The sequence below is a fragment of the Bacillus sp. EU55 genome, from assembly GCF_038005925.1.
GTDB classification, from domain to species: domain Bacteria; phylum Bacillota; class Bacilli; order Bacillales; family Bacillaceae; genus Bacillus; species Bacillus velezensis.
The window spans coordinates 109,263-129,957 of the sequence record NZ_JBBOUE010000001.1 but is presented as its reverse complement, the minus strand read 5'-3'; the positions used below and the strand labels follow the sequence as shown (position 1 = coordinate 129,957).

Sequence of the window (20,695 nt, the reverse complement as noted above, 5' to 3'; positions counted from 1 at the left end):
AAAGTAACAGGTTTTATTTCGAGCACCTTGGTTATATTATCACTCTGCGGAACGGATGTCAACATCGTATGACATTTTTTAGTGCAGTCTGCCGCCAGAATAATTGTAATACTGAGGAAAAGCTGTCGAAACAGCCTTTCCTGCAGCAGTTTCCATTATTCAGCCGGAACCATATCTTCCGAAGGCTGAACGTTTGAAACAGGTTTTACTTTTCTGTAATTCATCATACCGGTACCGGCCGGAACCAGTTTACCGATGATAACATTTTCTTTCAGACCGAGAAGTTCATCGCGCTTGCCTTTAATCGCAGCATCCGTAAGAACGCGTGTTGTTTCTTGGAATGATGCGGCAGACAAGAATGAATCTGTCTCGAGTGAAGCTTTCGTGATACCGAGAAGGACAGGACGCCCTGTAGCAGGCCGGTTGCCTTCAAGCAGCACTTTTTTGTTCGCTTCTGTGAATTGGTGAATATCAAGCAATGTGCCAGGAAGAACATCAGTATCTCCGGCATCGATCACACGGACTTTGCGAAGCATCTGGCGAACCATTACTTCTACGTGTTTATCGCCGATTTCAACCCCCTGCATACGGTAAACCTTCTGAACCTCGTGCAGAAGATATTCTTGAACCGTTGTCAGGTCAGTGACTTTAAGAAGTTCTTTCGGATCGATAGAACCTTCTGTCAGCACTTGACCGCGGGTAATCTGATCACCCTCAGCCACTTTCAGGCGTGAGTTGTAAGGTGCCGTGTATGAACGTGTCTCAACAGCGCCTTGAACAACAATTTCCTGCTGTTTGTCGCGGACTTCATTGATTTCGGCAATTGTACCGTCAATCTCAGAAATCGTCGCTTGACCTTTAGGATTACGCGCTTCGAAAAGCTCTTGGATACGCGGAAGACCTTGTGTGATATCGTCTCCGGCAACCCCGCCTGTGTGGAACGTACGCATTGTTAACTGTGTTCCAGGCTCACCGATAGATTGGGCAGCGATAATACCTACTGCTTCGCCGACTTCAACATCAGTTCCGGTTGCAAGGTTTCGTCCGTAGCATCGTTTACATACACCATGAGGAGTGTTACATGTGAACGCAGAACGGATCCACACTTCTTCGATTCCGGCTTCAACGATTTCCAGCGCTTTATCTTCATCGATCAATTCGTTTTCGTTAATGAGCACAGCACCCGTTTCAGGATGTTTGATCTGTTTTCTGGCGAAACGTCCGATCAGACGCTCTTCCAGACGCTCGATGATTTCCGTACCTTCTTTAAGCGGTTTTGCAAGAATACCGCGGTCAGTTCCGCAATCTGTTTCACGAATGATAACATCCTGCGCAACATCAACAAGACGGCGTGTAAGGTAACCTGAGTCAGCTGTTTTCAGGGCGGTATCGGCAAGACCTTTACGCGCACCGTGAGTGGAGATAAAGTACTCCAATACCGTCAGACCTTCACGGAAACTTGATTTGATAGGCAATTCAATGATTCGTCCAGCCGGGTTGGCCATCAGACCGCGCATACCCGCAAGCTGCGTAAAGTTAGATGCGTTACCACGGGCTCCTGAGTCACTCATCATGTAGATCGGGTTGACTTCGTCTAATGATTTCATCAGTTTGCCTTGGATAACATCTTTCGCTGAACTCCAAATTGAAATGACTCTTTCATATCGTTCTTCTTCGGTGATTAAACCGCGTCTGAACTGTTTCAAGACATTATCAACTTTGCTTTGTGCCTCTTCGAGGATTTCCTGCTTATCATCGAGAACGACGATATCAGAAACCCCTACCGTGATACCAGCTTTCGTTGAATATCTGAAACCGAGGTTTTTCATGCGGTCAAGCATCTTAGACGTTTCCGTGATATGGAATCGTTTAAAGATTTCCGCGATGATTTTACCCAAAATACCTTTTTTAAACGGTGCGTTGATCGGCTGCTCTGCAATCACAGCTTTTACGTCAGCACCTTTATCTAAGAAGAAACGGTCAGGCGTTTTCTCTTCAATGTTGCTCTTCGTAGGTTCATTCATGTAAGGGAATGACTCAGGAAGAATTTCATTGAAGACCAACTTACCGACTGTTGTAATTAACAGTTTTGAACGCTGCTCATCCGTAAATGTCACATTCTTCAGGGAGTTCGCTGCAACAGCTACTCTCGTATGAAGGTGAACATAACCGTTTTGATAAGCAAGAAGTGCTTCATCCGTATTTTTGAAGACCATACCCTCGCCGACTGCTCCGGCGCGCTCAAGTGTCAGGTAGTAGTTTCCTAATACCATATCCTGAGACGGCGTAACAACCGGTTTACCATCTTTAGGGTTCAAGATGTTTTGGGCCGCAAGCATCAGAATGCGGGCCTCAGCTTGAGCCTCAGCTGATAAAGGTACGTGAACCGCCATTTGGTCACCGTCAAAGTCAGCGTTATAAGCTGTACATACTAACGGGTGAAGACGGATGGCGCGTCCTTCAACAAGCGTAGGTTCGAAAGCCTGGATACCTAATCTGTGAAGCGTAGGGGCACGGTTCAGTAAGACCGGATGCTCCTTAATGACAGATTCAAGTACATCCCATACTTCTGGCTGCACACGTTCAATTTTGCGTTTTGCGCTCTTGATGTTGTGAGCGAGACCTTTTTCAACAAGCTCTTTCATAACGAATGGCTTGAAGAGCTCAAGCGCCATTTCCTTCGGCAATCCGCACTGATACATTTTCAGATGCGGACCTACGACGATAACGGAACGTCCTGAGTAGTCTACACGTTTACCAAGAAGGTTCTGACGGAAACGTCCTTGTTTCCCTTTCAGCATGTGAGAAAGAGATTTTAACGGTCTGTTACCAGGACCTGTTACAGGACGTCCGCGCCGGCCGTTGTCAATTAAAGCATCGACAGCCTCTTGAAGCATACGTTTCTCGTTCTGAACGATGATGCTTGGCGCACCAAGGTCCAAAAGGCGTTTCAAACGGTTGTTACGGTTGATGACACGACGGTAAAGGTCATTCAGGTCAGACGTTGCGAAACGTCCGCCGTCAAGCTGAACCATCGGTCTTAATTCAGGCGGAATAACCGGAAGCACGTCGAGAATCATCCAAGACGGCTTGTTTCCTGAATTACGGAAGGCTTCAAGCACTTCAAGGCGTTTGATCGCACGTGTGCGGCGCTGTCCTTGAGAAGTTTTCAGCTCTTCTTTTAACATATCAACTTCTTTGACAAGGTCGATGTCCTGCAGAAGTTTATTAATGGCTTCCGCGCCCATAGAGGCTTGGAATTTGTTTCCGTACTTATCCAGATACGCACGGTATTCCTTTTCGGATAAAAGCTGTTTCTTTTCGAGCGGTGTATTGGCCGGGTCAGTTACGACGTAAGAAGCAAAGTAGATGACTTCTTCCAGCGCACGCGGTGACATATCCAATACAAGACCCATACGGCTCGGAATACCTTTGAAATACCAAATGTGAGAAACCGGGGCAGCCAGTTCAATATGCCCCATTCTCTCACGACGGACTTTAGCCCGCGTTACTTCAACTCCGCAACGGTCACAAACTACGCCTTTATAACGAACCCGCTTGTACTTGCCGCAATGACATTCCCAGTCCTTAGTCGGTCCGAAAATGCGTTCGCAGAACAGGCCGTCCTTTTCAGGTTTCAATGTACGATAGTTTATCGTTTCAGGCTTTTTCACTTCACCAAAAGACCATGAACGGATTTTATCCGGTGAAGCAAGACCGATGTTCATATACTCAAAATTGTTCACATCTAGCAAGGGGCCTACCTCCCTTTTTATCTTCGGATTAACCGATGTCACTTGCCTTTATCAATCACAGACTATTCTTTCGTTACTGCGTCACGTTCAACGTCTGGAGATGCTGTTTCTTCCGGCGCTTCATCACCTGATAATGCAAGGCCGTCAGCTTGTTTCGCATCTTCCTCGTCTTCTAGATCTCTCATTTCTATTTCTTCTTCATCGCCTGAAAGGATTTTCACATCCATACCTAAGCTTTGAAGCTCTTTGATCAATACTTTGAATGATTCCGGAACACCAGGCTCTGGAACATTGTCGCCTTTAACGATGGCTTCATATGTTTTCACACGTCCGACCACGTCATCGGACTTCACAGTCAGGATTTCTTGAAGCGTGTAAGCTGCGCCGTAAGCTTCAAGCGCCCAAACCTCCATCTCACCGAAACGCTGTCCGCCGAATTGGGCTTTACCGCCGAGAGGCTGCTGCGTAACAAGTGAGTAAGGACCTGTAGAACGGGCATGAAGTTTATCATCAACCATGTGTGCCAGTTTGATCATGTACATGATTCCGACAGATACACGGTTGTCGAACGGTTCTCCCGTACGGCCGTCATAAAGAACTGTTTTAGCGTCTCTTGACATGCCTGCTTCTTCAAGTGTTTCCCACACATCTTCTTCACGCGCGCCGTCAAATACAGGTGACGCGATGTGAATGCCGAGGTAGCGGGCAGCCATACCCATGTGAAGTTCTAATACCTGACCGATATTCATACGTGATGGTACACCCAGCGGGTTAAGCATGATATCGATCGGCGTGCCGTCAGGAAGGTAAGGCATATCTTCTTCAGGAAGAATCTTCGAGATAACCCCTTTGTTTCCGTGACGTCCGGCCATTTTATCACCTTCAGAAATCTTACGTTTCTGAACGATATATACGCGTACAAGCTGGTTCACTCCCGGAGGAAGTTCGTCTCCGTCTTCACGGTTGAAGACTTTTACGTCGTGGATAATTCCGCCGCCGCCATGAGGCACACGGAGGGAAGTATCACGGACTTCACGCGCTTTTTCTCCAAAGATTGCGTGCAGAAGGCGTTCTTCAGCCGTAAGCTCAGTTACACCTTTAGGCGTTACTTTACCCACGAGAAGGTCTCCGTCGTTGACTTCCGCGCCGATACGGATAATTCCGCGGTCATCAAGGTTGCGAAGCGCGTCTTCCCCTACGTTTGGAATATCGCGGGTGATCTCTTCCGGTCCAAGCTTTGTATCACGTGCTTCTGATTCATATTCTTCAATGTGAATAGATGTGTATACATCATCTTTCACAAGGCGTTCACTCATGATGATGGCATCCTCATAGTTGTAGCCGTCCCATGTCATGAAGCCGACCATTACGTTGCGGCCGAGAGCAAGTTCACCAAGCTCCATTGAAGGGCCGTCAGCAAGGATTTCTCCTTTTACTACTTCATCGCCGACACTGACGATCGGACGCTGGTTGTAGCACGTACCTTGGTTGGAGCGGACAAATTTCAGCAAGCTGTACTTATCCAGGTTGCCTTTTACTTTTTGGCCGTCAATTTCTTCATAGCGGCGCACCCATACGTTTTTCGCTTCCACCCGTTCAACGATACCAGGGTGTTTACAAATAACGGCTGCACCGGAGTCTTTACCGGATACGTATTCCATACCCGTTCCGACGATCGGAGCTTCCGGCTGCATCAAAGGCACAGCCTGACGCTGCATGTTCGCTCCCATAAGGGCACGGTTCGAGTCATCGTTTTCCAAGAACGGAATACATGCTGTCGCAGCAGATACAACCTGTTTAGGAGATACGTCCATGTAATCCACGCGGTTGCGGGCTACAACGGTGTTTTCCCCTCTGAAACGGGCTACAATGCTGTCATCCAAGAAAGAACCGTCATCGCTCAGCTTAGCGTTCGCTTGGGCTACGACATAGTTATCCTCTTCATCAGCAGTCAGGTAGTCGATTCTAGGCGTTACTTTTCCTGTTTCAGGATCAACGCGGCGGTATGGCGTCTCAATGAAACCAAAGCGGTTTACTTTCGCAAATGATGACAATGAGTTGATCAAACCGATGTTCGGGCCCTCAGGCGTTTCAATCGGACACATACGGCCATAGTGAGAGTAGTGAACGTCACGTACTTCCATACCTGCACGCTCACGCGTCAAACCGCCCGGTCCGAGAGCTGACAGACGGCGTTTGTGCGTCAATTCAGCAAGCGGGTTCGTCTGGTCCATGAATTGAGAAAGCTGTGAGCTTCCGAAGAACTCTTTAATAGACGCAATAACAGGTCTGATGTTAATCAGCTGCTGCGGCGTAATTGTATTTGTGTCTTGAATAGACATTCTTTCACGTACGACACGTTCCATCCGGCTTAAACCGATACGGAATTGGTTTTGCAGGAGCTCACCTACAGAACGCAGGCGGCGGTTACCGAGATGGTCGATATCATCAGTGTCGCCCACTCCGTGCAGGAGATTGAAGAAGTAGCTGATAGAAGAAATAATATCAGCAGGCGTAATGTTTTTAATCGCCTCTTCAATGTAAGCATTGCCGATCACATTGATCGTCTGCTCTCCTTCTGCATCAGTAGGAGCATAGATTTTAATGGATTGAAGCATCACTTCATCCTCGACAACGCCGCCGTTAGGATAAAGTTTTCTGAAGCCGATTCCATTTTCTAAGTATGGCAGTACTTTATCAAGTGTTCTTCTGTCAAGAATCTGCCCTTTTTCAGCGAGGATTTCACCTGTTTCAGGATCCACCAGTGTTTCTGCAAGGCGCTGGTTAAACAGACGGTTCTTGATATGAAGCTTTTTATTAATTTTATAGCGTCCTACATTCGCAAGGTCGTATCGCTTAGGATCAAAGAAACGGGAATCCAGCAAACTTTTTGCGTTTTCTACTGTAGGCGGCTCTCCCGGACGAAGGCGCTCATAGATTTCAAGAAGCGCTTTGTCACTGTTTTCAGTGTTGTCCTTATCCAGTGTATTGCGGAGATATTCGTTCTCACCAATGAGATCGAGAATCTCTTGGTCGGAACCGAAGCCGAGAGCACGCAAAAGAACCGTAACCGGCAACTTACGTGTGCGATCAATGCGGACATACACAACATCTTTCGCATCAGTTTCGTATTCTAACCATGCGCCACGGTTTGGAATGACAGTCGCGGTAAAACCTTTCTTACCGTTTTTGTCTACTTTACCACTGAAATATACACTTGGAGACCGAACAAGCTGAGATACGATAACACGTTCTGCACCGTTGATGATAAAAGTACCGGTATCTGTCATAATAGGGAAATCACCCATGAAGACATCCTGGTCTTTTACCTCTCCAGTTTCTTTGTTAATTAAACGAACCTTCACTCTTAGCGGAGCTGAGTAAGTCACATCACGTTCTTTTGACTCTTCAACGGGATACTTAGGATCTCCTAAACTGTAGTCAATGAACTCAAGAGAGAGGTTACCAGTGAAATCCTCAATTGGTGATATGTCTTGAAACATCTCTCTAAGACCCTCATCAAGAAACCACTGATAAGAAGAGGTTTGAATTTCAATGAGATTTGGTAATTCTAACACTTCGCTAATGCGAGCATAGCTTCTGCGCTGGCGGTGTCGTCCATACTGAACTAGTTGACCTGTCAACTGATTCACCCCTCAAATCATGCGTATTATATGTGTAATAAGCATTCCTTACGATGAAGAAATACTTTTACAAGACAAAAGAAAAAAGGGTTTCTAATTAAGAAAACCACATCCAAAAACAAATACAGATTTTATTAGCATTTCCATGTTTGTATAATTTATACATGCACTATGATTATTTCAGCATATCATGCAAAATATATACATTGGCATTTTACAATATTAACATAGCTGAAAATTCAAGTCAAACTTTTTTTGCTTTTATGATATAATAGCCTTTCTTTTTTTGAACCACAGAAACTTCGTCAAAAAGCTCCTTCAGTTTTTCAATGGCAGAAGGCCCGCCCTGTTTTTTCTGTATAACGATCCACAATTCACCTGAAGCCCTTAAATGCTCAGCGCTTTTTTCAAAAATGGCATGGACAACTTTTTTTCCGGCGCGGATTGGGGGGTTTGTAATAATAGAAGCAAATGTTTGAACAGAATCAATATTTGAAAATAAATCACTCTGATAAATTCGAACGTTTTTTATTCCGTTTTTTTCTGCATTTTCATTTGACAGCTCTACGGCTCTTTCATTCACGTCAATCATGTGCACAGTCCGGTCTGTAAATGCACCGGCGAGTGACAGACCGATCGGGCCGTAACCGCAGCCTGCATCCAGGAAGTCACCATCGATCTCCGGCTCTTCAAACGCTTCAATTAAGACACGCGAACCGAAATCAACTTCCTTTTTCGAGAAAACGCCGCTATCACTTGTGAATGTATAAGATCTGTTCCGCAGTGTAAATGACCATGTCTGTTTATCGCTTTTAACTGAAGGTTTTTCTGAATAATAGTGATCACTCATTATTAGAACCTCCTTTTATAATGGCACTTAAAGAAAAGCAAAGAAAAAGCCCGCCTCATAAAAGCGAGCTTCCCCTACAGGCAAGTGAAGATTACTTAACTTCTACAGAAGCGCCAACTTCTTCAAGTTTAGCTTTAAGCTCTTCAGCTTCTTCTTTCGCAATACCTTCTTTAAGTGGTTTTGGAGTGTTGTCAACAAGTTCTTTAGCTTCTTTCAAGCCAAGACCAGTGATTTCACGAACAACTTTGATAACTTTGATTTTCTGAGAACCTGCACCAGCAAGGATAAGGTCGAATTCGCTTTGCTCTTCAGCAGCGCCGCCAGCAGCAGCTCCGCCAGCTACAGCTACAGGAGCAGCAGCAGTTACGCCAAATTCTTCTTCGATTGCTTTTACTAGGTCGTTCAATTCAAGTACAGTTGCTTCTTTAACGGAAGCAATGATTTCTTCGATATTTAAAGCCATTTGAAATTCCTCCATTTGTTTTATTTTAGGGTAAAATCAGATTAAGCGCCTTGTTCTTCCTTTTGTTCTGCAACTGCTTTAGCTGCAAGTGCAAGGTTGCGAACTGGAGCTTGAAGTACGCTAAGCAACATAGAAAGTAAGCCATCGCGTGAAGGAAGTTCAGCAAGAGCTTTCACTTCTTCAACAGAAGATACTTTTCCTTCGATAACGCCCGCTTTGATTTCCAGAGCTTCGTGATTCTTCGCGAACTCGTTAAGAACTTTTGCCGGAGCGACAACATCTTCAGTACTGAATGCGATCGCATTCGGTCCAGTTAAGACATCATTCAAACCATCAAGTTCAGCTTGTTCAACCGCACGGCGAGTCATTGTGTTTTTGTACACTTTGAACTCTACGTTAGCTTCGCGAAGCTGTTTACGGAGTTCAGTTACTTCAGAAACGTTAAGTCCGCGGTAGTCAACGATGATCGTTGATTTGCTTTCTTTCAGCTTAGAAGCAATCTCTTCAACAACAACTTTTTTTGTATCAATTGCGCTGCTCATGGTTACACCTCCTGTAGATTTTGTGTAACACTTATACCGCTAGGTGATCACGACTGTGACGACGATTTCATATAAAAAGCCTCCATGTGGACATGGAGGCTGTATATACAAGCATACGTAACGTAATAGCTGTGATATATATACACCTCGGCAGGATATTAAGCCTCAACGGCCCCTGCTGTCTACGGTATAAATGACATATTATATTTTACAACATTTTGAATCATATCAGAATGCTGATCTAAAGTCAAATATTATTTTACGTTGAAAGTAGAAGCGTCTACTTTGACACCAGGGCCCATAGTAGAAGTAACGGCAACGTTTTTCACGTAAACACCTTTAGCCGCAGCCGGTTTTGCTTTCAGGATTGTATCATACATTGTTGTGAAGTTCTCAACAAGTTTTTCATCCTCGAAAGAAACTTTTCCGATCGGAACATGGATGTTACCAGCTTTGTCAACGCGGTATTCTACTTTACCAGCTTTGATTTCGCCGATTGCTTTTTCTACTTCGAATGTAACAGTTCCTGTTTTAGGGTTTGGCATAAGACCTTTTGGTCCAAGCACACGGCCGATTTTACCGACTTCACCCATCATGTCAGGAGTCGCAACGATTACATCGAATTCGAACCAGCCTTGCTGGATTTTCGCGATGTAATCAGAATCGCCGACGTAGTCTGCACCGGCAGCTTCAGCTTCTTTTGCTTTTTCGCCTTTAGCGAATACAAGCACGCGCTGAGTTTTACCAGTTCCGTTAGGAAGTACAACTGCACCGCGGATTTGCTGATCGTTTTTACGAGGGTCAACCCCTAAACGAAAAGCAACTTCAACTGTAGCGTCGAATTTAGCTGTGTTTGTTTTTTTAGTAAGCGCCACTGCTTCAGCGACGTCGTAAGCTTTCGCACGGTCTACAAGCTTCGCAGCTTCAACGTACTTTTTACCTTTTTTAGCCATTTTAAAATTTCCTCCTTATGTGGTTATAGCGGAATAACCTCCCACGAATAAGGGTTGCGAACTTGTGAAAACTCGCAACCCGACAAGAAACAAATTAATCCTCGATAACGATACCCATACTGCGGGCAGTACCTTCAACCATGCGCATTGCCGCTTCAACGTCTGCTGCGTTTAAGTCAGGCATTTTCGTTTCAGCGATTTCGCGAACCTTATCGCGCTTAACGGTTGCCACTTTATTACGGTTTGGTTCACCAGAACCAGACTCAATTCCAGCTGCTTTTTTAAGCAATACTGCAGCAGGCGGAGTTTTTGTAATAAATGTAAATGAACGGTCTTCGTAAACCGAAATTTCAACAGGAATGATTAAACCAGCTTGGTCAGCTGTACGAGCGTTAAACTCCTTACAGAATCCCATGATATTTACACCGGCTTGACCTAGTGCAGGTCCAACTGGCGGCGCTGGGTTAGCTTTTCCAGCAGGAATTTGCAATTTTACAACTTTTACTACTTTTTTAGCCACGAGACACACCTCCTTAAGTCCGTGATGTGGTAATAGGGTAAACCCTCCCACTCAAGGTTTCATTCTTTATATGAATGACGAAATATCAAGCTAGCTGCCTTGGATTAGTCCAAGACGTACCTTTGCTATATTATCATTAATATATAGCAATTTCAAGTTTTTTCACATTACAATTTGTCGATCTGGGTAAATTCCAGCTCAACCGGCGTTTCACGGCCGAACATGTTAACGAATACTTTCACTTTGCTCTTATCATAATCAATCTCTTCAATTGATCCTGTAAAGTTGGCGAAAGGTCCGTCTATGACTTTGACTGTCTCATTCAATTCAAAATCAATGTCGGTTTTCCGCTCATCCATGCCCATGCGTTTTAAGATGGTTTCCGCTTCGCCAGGAAGAAGCGGAGTCGGCTTTGAGCCTGAACCGGCTGATCCGACGAATCCGGTAACGCCCGGCGTGTTGCGGACCACATACCAGGAATCATCAGTCATGACGATTTCAACAAGCACATAACCCGGGAACACTTTCTTTTTGACTACTTTTTTCTTGCCGTTCTTAATATCAGTCTCTTCTTCTTCAGGGACGACAACGCGGAAAATTTTATCCTGCATTCCCATTGATTCCACACGTTTTTCAAGGTTCGCTTTTACTTTGTTTTCATAACCGGAATACGTATGAACAACATACCAATTCTTTTCCATTCTATCAGGACTCTGCAGTCCTTCCCTCCCCGCATTTAAAAATGAAGTGTAAAACAAAAAATAGGCTCAGAGCCTATGAATCCTTTTTTCAACACAATAAAAAACCCGCTGAACGGGTTTTGGCAAACGATATTATGATCTATTATAGCACGTATTGCTGATCATTATTCAACTATTAAACGAATTAATTGAGAAATTCCTGTATCAAGGAGGGCAAAAAAGATAACAAAAAAGATAACCGTTGAAATTACCGTGATCGTATAGCGCGTTAACTCTTTGCCTTTAGGCCAGCTAACCTTTTTCATTTCTTTGCCAACATCTTTAAAGAAACTCATCATGCGCATGTAAAAGACCTCCACAATTTAAAAAGCGAACACTATTTTGTTTCTAAATGAGCTGTATGTGAATTGCAAGTGCTGCAGTACTTCTTAACTTCTAACCGCTCAGCCGCTGATGCAGAGCTTTTCATTGTCGTATAATTACGATTTCCGCATGTTTTGCATGCCAGCGTAATCTTTTTTCTCATGTCGTTACACCTTTTCCTAAACAATCATTTATCTTAATAAAATAGCACAGTCAGAAAAATTCTGTCAATATGACACAGAAACCTGCTACAGACTGATTTCTCTTATTTCCAAATACTTTTCAAGCTTGCGCTTCACGCGCTGCAGGGCATTATCGATTGATTTTACGTGTCGGTTTAAATCATCTGAAATTTCCTGGTAACTTCTTCCGTCCAAGTACAAAACAAGCACCTTTCTCTCCAGATCGCTCAGCAGTTCTCCCATTTTCATTTCGATATCATCAAATTCTTCCTGATTAATAATCATCTCTTCAGGATTTAACGTTTTAGCGCCTGAAATGACATCAAGCAGTGTTCTGTCAGATTCTTCATCAAAAATAGGTTTGTCTAAAGAAACATAGGAATTTAAAGGAATGTGTTTCTGACGGGTAGCTGTCTTTATTGCGGTAATAATCTGGCGGGTAATGCATAATTCTGCAAAAGCTTTAAATGAAGTAAGCTTGTCCTCTCTAAAGTCTCGGATAGACTTATATAAGCCTATCATCCCTTCCTGCACAATATCTTCTCTGTCGGCCCCTATTAAAAAATAAGACCTTGCTTTCGCCCGTACAAAATTACGGTACTTCGTAATCAAGTAATCTAACGCATCACTATCCCCAACATGAACCTTTTCAATGACCTGCTCGTCCTCCAACTGGCAAAATTGCACTTTGTTGAACTTTCCCTTGCTGTTCTGTAGATTCACTGCGATCCCCCCGGCGCACGTAGATAGAAATATTATACATTAATGGGCGAAAAAGCGTCAACCTAATCCAGACCGCCTCGGCGCCACTTTTCAAACGTTTTCAAAACCTCTTCGGAAAGCTCGATTTTCCCCGGTGGTTTTTCAGAAGTGATCTTTGAAACCCGCCTTTGAATCCGCCGTTCTATCGTATCCACTTCCCTCAGGAGCTCCCGGGCGGATTTGCGGAGAGCCCCTTGTCCGAAAATCGCCCACTGCTCCGTATAATCGGAGGTTGCGACATGAATCTGTGTCGCAATATTATTCAGCGCCTGGGCAAGCTTCTCGATCCGCTCATCCGCCGTCTCATTCTCCCGTGTAAAAATCACTTCGACTCTGTGATTCGTTTGTTTTTTCTCTATGCCTTTTACCAGATGTGCGTCAAACACCACAATGACTCTGATTCCCGTGTAGGACTGATATTCCGCCATCTTCTGGATCAGTACATCTCTCGCTTCTTCAAAACTGTTCGCTTTTAAATCCTTTAGCTGCGGCCAAGCTCCAATCATGTTGTATCCGTCTACTAACAGGATGTCCATCTGTCTTCATTCCCCTAAAGGATTGCGCTTCCGGTAGACTTCATACATGAGAAGGCCGGCCGCTACCGACGCATTCAGAGACGTGACTTTTCCGGCCATCGGAAGTTTAATGAGAAAATCACATTTCTCTTTCACAAGCCGGCCCATTCCTCTGCCTTCGCTTCCGATAACGAGCGCCAAAGGCATCTTGCCGTCCATAGAGCGGTAGTCTTCCCGGGCGGATGCATCCGTTCCGACGACCCAAACCCCCCGCTCCTTCATTTCATCAAGTGTCCGGGCAAGGTTGGTCACCTTCACGACGGGAATGTGTTCAATCGCGCCGGTCGAAGCTTTTGCGACCGTCGACGTCAGTCCGACCGCTCTGCGTTTCGGAATCACAATGCCGTGTGCACCGACAGCGTCAGCCGTTCTCATGATGGAACCGAGATTATGAGGGTCTTCCAGCTCGTCCAATATGAGAAAGAAAGGCTGTTCGTTTCTCTCTTCCGCTCTTTTATATAATTCGTCTAATTGTGCATATTCATATGCCGCCACCTGGGCGACAACACCCTGATGCTGCCCCTCCACCATCTGATCGAGTTTTTTCCTCGGTACAAATTGAATGGTGACGCCGCGCTTTTTAGCAAGCTCCATAACTTGCTGCGCCTGTCCTTTTACTGTGTTTTCCGCCATCCATAACTTATACAGCTTGCGATCTGACTTTAACGTCTCAATCACAGCGTTTTTTCCTATGACGTAATCATGTTGCTGACTCATTTGTTTTCCTCCCTGACGTCCCGACTTGTATAGCCTCAGCAATCAGCTGATTCAGTCTTTCTTCTCTTTTCTCAAGAAAAAGGTATCCGAGTAAAGCCTCAAAAGCTGTACTATGGCGGTACGTCTGTACATCTGTGTTTTTAGGCGTCGTCCCTGATTTCGCGTTTCTGCCTCTTCTCAGCACGGCTTCCTCTTCCTCCGTGAAAAAGGATTCGTCCTGAAGGCGGAACAATATGTCTGCCTGTGATTTTGCCGATACAATCCGGCTCGCCTTCTTATGAAGGTCATTCGGTTTCGTAAAGCCCTGCTTAAGCAGGTGATGCCGGACGTATATTTCAAAAATGGCATCACCCATATAAGCGAGCGCAAGACCGTTTAACTGCTTTGAATCTTTGATTTGTTCAAATTGAAGCATCCGCTTATTCTCCCCGCTTCCAGCGAGTTCCCTGGGCCGTATCTTCAAGAATGATATTCATGCTTTTCAGCTGATCGCGAATCTGGTCTGACAAAGCAAAATCGCGATTGCGGCGGGCTTCATTTCTCTTCTCAATCAACTCTTCAATCTCTTCGTCGACAAGCTCTTCTTCGCCGAGCGTAAGTCCGAGAACAGATCCGATTCTGTCAAACATGCTGATAAAGGCTTTAATCACGTGATCCGCCGTATTGTCTTCCTGCATGTAGTAATTGGCGAGCTTCGCCAGATCAAACCAAACGGAAATCGCATTCGCCGTATTAAAATCATCATCCATTGCTTCTTCAAACGCAGTGCGGTGCTCTTCGATTTTAGCGAGCCATTCCTCATCATTGTCAGTCAGATTCGTGCTGCTAATCAAACGATGGTTTAAATTACTGTATGCCGTCTTCAGGCGGTTAAACGCGTTTTTTGTTTTCTCAAGCAGCTCTTCCGAATAGTTGATCGGGTGGCGGTAATGAACGGACAGCATGAAAAATCTCAAAAGCTGCGGGTCATATTGCTTAATGATATCGTGCACCAAAACAAAGTTGCCGAGCGATTTTGACATTTTCTCATTATCGATATTGATATATCCGTTATGAAGCCAGTATTTTGCGAATGTCTTGCCTGTTAATGCTTCAGATTGCGCGATTTCGTTTTCATGGTGCGGGAATGTCAGGTCCTGACCGCCGGCATGAATATCGATTTCGTCACCCAAATACTTTTTCACCATTGCGGAGCATTCAATATGCCAGCCCGGGCGGCCTTTTCCCCAAGGGCTATCCCAAGAAATTTCTCCGTCTTTAGCAGCTTTCCAAAGCGCAAAGTCCAGCGCATCCTCTTTCTTCTCGCCGACACGGATACGCGCGCCTGATCTGAGTTCATCAATTGATTGCTGAGATAGCTTGCCGTAGCCTTCGAAGGCCCTTGTTTTGAAATAGACGTCGCCTTCTGATTCATAAGCGTAGCCTTTTTTAATCAGCTCGCTGACAAATTCAATAATGGCGTCCATGTTTTCCATGACCCGGGGGTGAAGATCCGCTTTCCGGCATCCGAGGGCGCCCACGTCTTCAAAATACGCTTTAATGAACCGTTCAGAAACGGTCGGGACGTCCTCGCCGAGCTCGTTGGCCGCCTTAATCAGTTTGTCGTCAACATCGGTGAAATTCGATACGTATTGAACATCGTATCCTTTATACTCCAAATAGTTGCGTACGGTATCATACATAATCGCCGGACGGGCGTTTCCGATATGAATATAGTTGTATACAGTCGGTCCGCACACGTACATTTTTACTTTGCCTTCCTCAAGAGGAACGAATGTTTCTTTTTTCCGTGTCAATGTATTATAAAGTGTAATGGTCATTTTTGGTTGATCCTTTCTTTTTTATCTTCCAGTTCAGCCTGCAGTTCAAAAATCTGCTGCTCCAATGCTCTAAACCGGTCAGCAACCGGATCGGGCAAGTCTTGGTGATTGAGATCGCGTTTGATTTTTCTTCCGTTCTGAATGACGACTTTCCCCGGTATGCCGACAACGGTCGAAAAGTCGGGAACATCACGAAGCACAACGGAGCCGGCCCCTACTTTAGAACCCTGACCGACCGTAATAGAGCCGAGCACCTTCGCTCCGGTTGCAATTAAAGCATCATCTTTTATGGTCGGATGCCGCTTTCCCTTTTCTTTTCCCGTTCCCCCGAGAGTGACACCCTGGAATACCGTCACGTTATTGCCGATTTCACATGTTTCCCCTATGACGACCCCCATACCGTGGTCAATGAAAAACCTTCTCCCGATGGTCGCGCCGGGATGGATTTCAATTCCGGTAAAGAAACGGGCAATCTGTGATATCAGGCGCGCCAGGAAGAAAAATCTCCGTTTATATAAAGCATGTGCAATCCGATGCGCCCATATAGCATGTAAACCAGAATAAGTTAAAACAACTTCGAAATAGCTTCTTGCTGCCGGATCTTGATCGAACACTGTATCTATGTCTTCTTTTAGCATTTTAAAAAACACATGCTTCCCCCCATTCTCTCCCCGCTCCAGTCTGTTTTTCCGCCTATAAAAAAAGCGCCTCTGCATGTAAACATGACAGAGACGCTTTTACCGCGCGGTTCCACTCTGTTTGAAAAACAAGTCACTGTTTTCCCAACTTAAAAGCCGGTAACGGCGGCGGCCGCCTTTAAATACTGATTTCCGCAGAAATGTTCTTCAAAGGTCTTAAGGGCGCACTTCTAAAACATGACGCATGAATCTCTCTCAGCCGACGAAGATTCTTTCTGTAATGGTCATTGTTTTATACTCTTCCCTGTCAACAATCGTATATTTAAATGCTTTTCAGGCGTCTGACGGCTGTTTCTCTGCCGATCAGCTCAATGGCCTGCGGAAGCTCCGGACCGTGTGTCTGACCGGTAACCGCTACACGAATCGGCATGAACAGCTTTTTGCCTTTATGGCCTGTTTCTTTCTGAACAGCTTTGATTGAGGCTTTGATCAACTCAGGCGTAAATTCTTCAAGCTCTTCAAGCTTCGCAGCAAATACGCTGAGCACTTCAGGCACCTGTTCTTCTTCCAGAACGGCTTTTGCCTCTTGATTATACTCGATCTCATCTTTAAAGAACAAATCAGTCAGCTCGACAATTTCAGCGCCGTAGCTCAATTGCTCATGGTAAAGAGAGATTAATTTACGAACCCATTCCTGTTCTTCGGCAGAAAGCTCAGTGCCGACTTTTCCTGCTTTTTGCAGGTGCGGCAGGGTCAGCTCAACCACTTGATCAAGATCCAGCGCTTTGACGTATTGGTTGTTGACCCATTTCAGTTTATGCATATCAAACAGAGCCGGTGACTTAGACAAACGATTTACATCAAAAATTTCAATGAATTGTTCTCTTGTGAAAAGCTCTTCTTCACCGACGGGAGACCAGCCGAGAAGTCCGATAAAGTTAAACAGCGCTTCAGGCAGGTAACCCAGCTCATCATACTGCTCAATAAACTGGATAATTGATTCATCACGTTTACTTAATTTTTTGCGGCTTTCGTTTACGATAAGCGTCATATGTCCGAAGACAGGAATATCCCAGCCGAATGCCTGGAAAATCATGATCTGTTTCGGTGTATTTGAAATGTGATCCTCACCGCGGAGCACGTGCGTCATTTTCATTAAGTAATCGTCAATCGCGACAGCAAAGTTATACGTCGGTGTTCCGTCTTTTTTGACGATGACAAAGTCGCCGATGCCGTCTGATTCAAAAGAAATCTCGCCTTTTACGATATCGTTAAATGCGATGATTTTCCCTTCCGGCACGCGGAAACGGATGCTCGGCTGTCTGCCTTCGGCTAAAAACTGCTCCTGCTCTTCCTGAGTCAGGTTTCTGTGTTTGCCGGAATAGCGCGGCATTTCCCCGCGGGCGATTTGCTCTTCACGTTCTTTCTCAAGTTCTTCTTCCGTACAGAAACATTTATAAGCTAGCCCTTTTTCAAGAAGCTCTTCATAGTACTCTTTGTAAATGTCGTTACGCTCAGACTGGCGGTACGGGCCGTATTCTCCGCCGACATCCACACTTTCATCCCAGTCCATGCCGAGCCATTTCAAATAGTTGAGCTGGCTTTGCTCTCCGCCTTCAATATTTCGCTTTTTGTCCGTATCCTCAATCCGGATAATAAACTTTCCGCCTTGGCTGCGGGCAAATAAATAGTTAAAAAGCGCCGTTCTGGCGTTACCGATATGCAAATGTCCGGTCGGACTCGGTGCATAACGAACGCGTACTTCATTTCCCATGTTCAAATACTTCCTTTCATCTCGTCTGTAGCCTCTAGCCGAATATATGTATCTATTCTACCACCAAATAGACCCGGCATCAAAACAATGATCAGGCTTTTTGGATCAGAACGGTTGCCTGAGCGGCAATTCCTTCGGCTCTTCCGGTAAACCCGAGCTTTTCGGTCGTCGTCGCTTTTACGTTTACTTGAGAGACGTCCGCCTCAAGGCCTTCAGCTATCCGTTTTCTCATAGCATCAATATGCGGCGCCATTTTCGGCTTTTGCGCAATAATCGTGCAGTCTATATTTCCGAGTACGTACCCTTTTTCTTTTACAATGTTCCAGACATGCTGAAGCAGCTTAAAAGAATCCGCATCCTTGAATTCCGGATCAGTATCCGGGAAATGTTTGCCGATATCTCCTTCACCTGCCGCTCCGAGACACGCGTCTGCGACTGTATGCAGCAATACATCAGCATCTGAATGTCCGAGCAGTCCCTTTTCATAAGGAATTTCAATTCCGCCGATGATGAGAGGACGGCCTTCCGTTAATTGATGCACATCAAATCCTTGTCCGATTCTAAACATTATGATTCCCACTTTCCGCTTTCATGATTGCTTCCGCAAATATCAGGTCATCCGGCGTTGTCAGCTTAATATTGGTATAGCTTCCTTCAACGATACTCACCTGATATCCATCAAGACGCTCGACGAGGCTGGCGTCATCCGTACCTAAGAAGCCTTTGTTTTCCGCTTCCATATGCGCCGTCTTCAATAAAGAAAGACGAAAAGCTTGCGGCGTTTGAACGGCCCACAAGCTTGAACGGTCAAAGGTCTCCGCAGCCCGGGAGCCTTCCGCCCGTTTTATCGTGTCTTTCACAGGAACAGCCAGGACAGCCGCTCCCGCCTCCTCTGCTGTTTCAACGAGCTTATCGATATGCTGATGTGTGACAAACGGGCGTGCTCCGTCATGAACAAGGACGACCGATTCCTTATCAATCACTTTCAGTCCTTCGTATACACTGTGCTGACGCTCCGCACCTCCGGTAACAAGCTCAATTTCCGTCTGAATCGGAAATTGGGCCAGCAGCTGGCGAAAATCTTCCCGTTCACTCTCATTTATCACCAGGATTATTTTCTGACAGGGTGCGTGGCTTTCAAAAACCCGCAGTGTGTGTATAATAACAGGCGCACCTTTTAAGCTGATGAACAGCTTATTTTTCCCGGCCTTCATCCTTTTTCCTTGTCCGGCAGCCGGAATAACGACAACATACTCCATATGAACTCCCTCTTAAAGAGCTTTCTCAAGCAGCTTGGGCTTGGCAAAAATCATTCGTCCCGCCGCTGTCTGCAGTACGCTGGTTACGAGCACATCAATATGTTTCCCTATATAATTGCGGCCTTCTTCCACAACAATCATCGTGCCGTCATCCAAGTAAGCCACACCTTGATTATGCTCTTTCCCGTCCTTAATCACCTGCACATTCATCTCTTCGCCCGGAAGCACAACCGGCTTCACCGCGTTTGCAAGGTCATTAATATTCAGTACCGCAACCTTTTGAAGCTCGCATACTTTATTTAAATTAAAATCATTCGTCACAACGACACCGGATGTCAGCTTCGCAAGTTTGACAAGCTTGCTGTCAACCTCCTGAATGTCTTCGAAGTCGCCTTCATAAATTTCAACCGTAATATCCAGTTCCTTTTGAATGCGATTCAAGATATCCAGTCCGCGGCGTCCTCTGTTACGTTTTAAAACATCTGAAGAATCAGCGATATGCTGTAATTCCTCCAGCACAAATTGAGGAATGACAATGACGCCTTCTAAAAAGCCCGTCTGACAAATATCTGCAATTCTCCCATCAATAATAACACTTGTATCCAAGATTTTCAGCCTTTTATCCTGTTCTTCCTGCTCCTCATCAGCACTTCCCTTTTTCTTCTGCATTCTGGCAGAAATGGAGAAAAGACTGATCAGTTCATCCTTTTTCTTAAATCCGACTTGGAAGCCCAGATAACCGAGAAAGAAAGCCAGAAAGACCGGAATGATGGTGCTGAATATACGGTACGGAATATTGTCCAGCGGAATCACGTTTACAATGAGATATGCGATGATAAGTCCAAAAACCAATCCGAGACTCCCGAATAACAGATCCGGCACCGGAGCTCTCAGCAAAGAATCTTCAATCCATTTTACCCAATTAATCACATATTCTGTCGTCCATATACTGATGAGAAAAAAGATAATAGCACCAATTGCAGCAGACGTATATGCGTTTGTTATTAAAGGTATGTCCTGTATATTTGACAGTACAAACAATTCAGGTATTAAAAAGATACCGACAACGCCGCCCACAATAATGAAGAACGCCTGAACTATTCGTTTTAACATACCTCCACCTCCTTTTAAGTAACATTTTTCAGCAGACTGTCAGAGCCTACAAATTCAGAATAAA

Annotated in this window: 20 protein-coding genes and 2 other annotated features; all 20 genes read right to left on the bottom strand. The window is 45.1% G+C overall.

Translation table 11 applies throughout. The features are described 5' to 3' along the window. Positions 1-155 precede the first annotated feature (155 nt). On the bottom strand, positions 156-3,755 hold the full coding sequence (gene rpoC / locus NYE50_RS00690; protein WP_016935905.1) for a DNA-directed RNA polymerase subunit beta': 3,600 nt from the start codon (positions 3,753-3,755) through the stop codon (positions 156-158). Positions 3,756-3,817: 62 nt separating this feature from the next. Beyond that, a complete protein-coding gene (rpoB, locus tag NYE50_RS00685; protein ID WP_003156440.1) occupies positions 3,818-7,399 on the bottom strand; it encodes a DNA-directed RNA polymerase subunit beta in 3,582 nt (1,193 codons plus the stop codon). A 244-nt stretch (positions 7,400-7,643) separates the two neighbouring features. Beyond that, entirely contained in the window at positions 7,644-8,249 is a 606-nt protein-coding gene (locus NYE50_RS00680; protein ID WP_172869803.1) for a class I SAM-dependent methyltransferase, read from the bottom strand. Between the two features lie 91 nt (positions 8,250-8,340). Next, positions 8,341-8,712, bottom strand: coding sequence for a 50S ribosomal protein L7/L12 (rplL, locus tag NYE50_RS00675; protein ID WP_003156436.1), 372 nt, complete (start codon positions 8,710-8,712; stop codon positions 8,341-8,343). A 41-nt stretch (positions 8,713-8,753) separates the two neighbouring features. Further along, positions 8,754-9,254 (bottom strand): 50S ribosomal protein L10, encoded by a 501-nt coding sequence (gene rplJ, locus NYE50_RS00670; RefSeq protein WP_014416746.1) that lies wholly within the window; start codon positions 9,252-9,254, stop codon positions 8,754-8,756. 63 nt (positions 9,255-9,317) lie between these two features. Continuing rightward, positions 9,318-9,460: a sequence feature (ribosomal protein L10 leader region), on the bottom strand. Positions 9,461-9,508: 48 nt separating this feature from the next. Then, on the bottom strand, positions 9,509-10,207 hold the full coding sequence (gene rplA, locus NYE50_RS00665) for a 50S ribosomal protein L1 (protein WP_003156431.1): 699 nt from the start codon (positions 10,205-10,207) through the stop codon (positions 9,509-9,511). A gap of 94 nt (positions 10,208-10,301) precedes the next feature. Continuing rightward, positions 10,302-10,727, bottom strand: a complete 426-nt coding sequence (gene rplK / locus NYE50_RS00660) for a 50S ribosomal protein L11 (RefSeq protein ID WP_003156430.1) — start codon at positions 10,725-10,727, stop codon at positions 10,302-10,304. Between the two features lie 167 nt (positions 10,728-10,894). Further along, positions 10,895-11,428: a transcription termination/antitermination protein NusG gene (gene nusG / locus NYE50_RS00655; RefSeq protein WP_003156423.1), complete on the bottom strand. Its 534-nt coding sequence runs from the start codon at positions 11,426-11,428 to the stop codon at positions 10,895-10,897. A 164-nt stretch (positions 11,429-11,592) separates the two neighbouring features. Beyond that, on the bottom strand, positions 11,593-11,772 hold the full coding sequence (secE, locus tag NYE50_RS00650; RefSeq protein ID WP_003156422.1) for a preprotein translocase subunit SecE: 180 nt from the start codon (positions 11,770-11,772) through the stop codon (positions 11,593-11,595). 32 nt (positions 11,773-11,804) lie between these two features. Then, positions 11,805-11,954 (bottom strand): 50S ribosomal protein L33, encoded by a 150-nt coding sequence (rpmG, locus tag NYE50_RS00645; RefSeq protein ID WP_003156421.1) that lies wholly within the window; start codon positions 11,952-11,954, stop codon positions 11,805-11,807. 85 nt (positions 11,955-12,039) lie between these two features. Continuing rightward, a complete protein-coding gene (sigH, locus tag NYE50_RS00640; RefSeq protein WP_003156415.1) occupies positions 12,040-12,696 on the bottom strand; it encodes an RNA polymerase sporulation sigma factor SigH in 657 nt (218 codons plus the stop codon). Positions 12,697-12,758: 62 nt separating this feature from the next. Next, positions 12,759-13,271: a ribosome-dependent mRNA decay endonuclease Rae1/YacP gene (gene rae1, locus NYE50_RS00635; protein WP_003156414.1), complete on the bottom strand. Its 513-nt coding sequence runs from the start codon at positions 13,269-13,271 to the stop codon at positions 12,759-12,761. Between the two features lie 6 nt (positions 13,272-13,277). Further along, positions 13,278-14,027: a 23S rRNA (guanosine(2251)-2'-O)-methyltransferase RlmB gene (rlmB, locus tag NYE50_RS00630; RefSeq protein WP_033575236.1), complete on the bottom strand. Its 750-nt coding sequence runs from the start codon at positions 14,025-14,027 to the stop codon at positions 13,278-13,280. Beyond that, complete coding sequence (locus NYE50_RS00625) at positions 14,011-14,442, bottom strand: Mini-ribonuclease 3 (RefSeq protein WP_003156412.1); 432 nt, start codon at positions 14,440-14,442, stop codon at positions 14,011-14,013. The genes rlmB and NYE50_RS00625 overlap by 17 nt, the downstream gene beginning before the upstream one ends. Before the next feature lie 4 nt (positions 14,443-14,446). Next, positions 14,447-15,847, bottom strand: a complete 1,401-nt coding sequence (gene cysS, locus NYE50_RS00620) for a cysteine--tRNA ligase (protein WP_109566634.1) — start codon at positions 15,845-15,847, stop codon at positions 14,447-14,449. Further along, the gene (cysE, locus tag NYE50_RS00615; RefSeq protein ID WP_003156410.1) at positions 15,844-16,497 is read right to left on the bottom strand and encodes a serine O-acetyltransferase; all 654 of its coding nucleotides are present in this window, start codon (positions 16,495-16,497) and stop codon (positions 15,844-15,846) included. The genes cysS and cysE overlap by 4 nt, the downstream gene beginning before the upstream one ends. A 74-nt stretch (positions 16,498-16,571) precedes the next feature. Then, positions 16,572-16,805 (bottom strand) — a binding site (T-box leader). Between the two features lie 2 nt (positions 16,806-16,807). Beyond that, entirely contained in the window at positions 16,808-18,259 is a 1,452-nt protein-coding gene (gltX, locus tag NYE50_RS00610) for a glutamate--tRNA ligase (RefSeq protein ID WP_015388783.1), read from the bottom strand. A 91-nt stretch (positions 18,260-18,350) separates the two neighbouring features. Next, positions 18,351-18,827: a 2-C-methyl-D-erythritol 2,4-cyclodiphosphate synthase gene (gene ispF, locus NYE50_RS00605; protein ID WP_003156407.1), complete on the bottom strand. Its 477-nt coding sequence runs from the start codon at positions 18,825-18,827 to the stop codon at positions 18,351-18,353. Next, on the bottom strand, positions 18,820-19,518 hold the full coding sequence (ispD, locus tag NYE50_RS00600) for a 2-C-methyl-D-erythritol 4-phosphate cytidylyltransferase (RefSeq protein WP_003156405.1): 699 nt from the start codon (positions 19,516-19,518) through the stop codon (positions 18,820-18,822). Before ispD ends, ispF begins: the two co-directional genes overlap by 8 nt. A gap of 12 nt (positions 19,519-19,530) precedes the next feature. Beyond that, positions 19,531-20,631: a PIN/TRAM domain-containing protein gene (locus NYE50_RS00595; RefSeq protein ID WP_003156403.1), complete on the bottom strand. Its 1,101-nt coding sequence runs from the start codon at positions 20,629-20,631 to the stop codon at positions 19,531-19,533. Between the last annotated feature and the right edge of the window lie 64 nt (positions 20,632-20,695).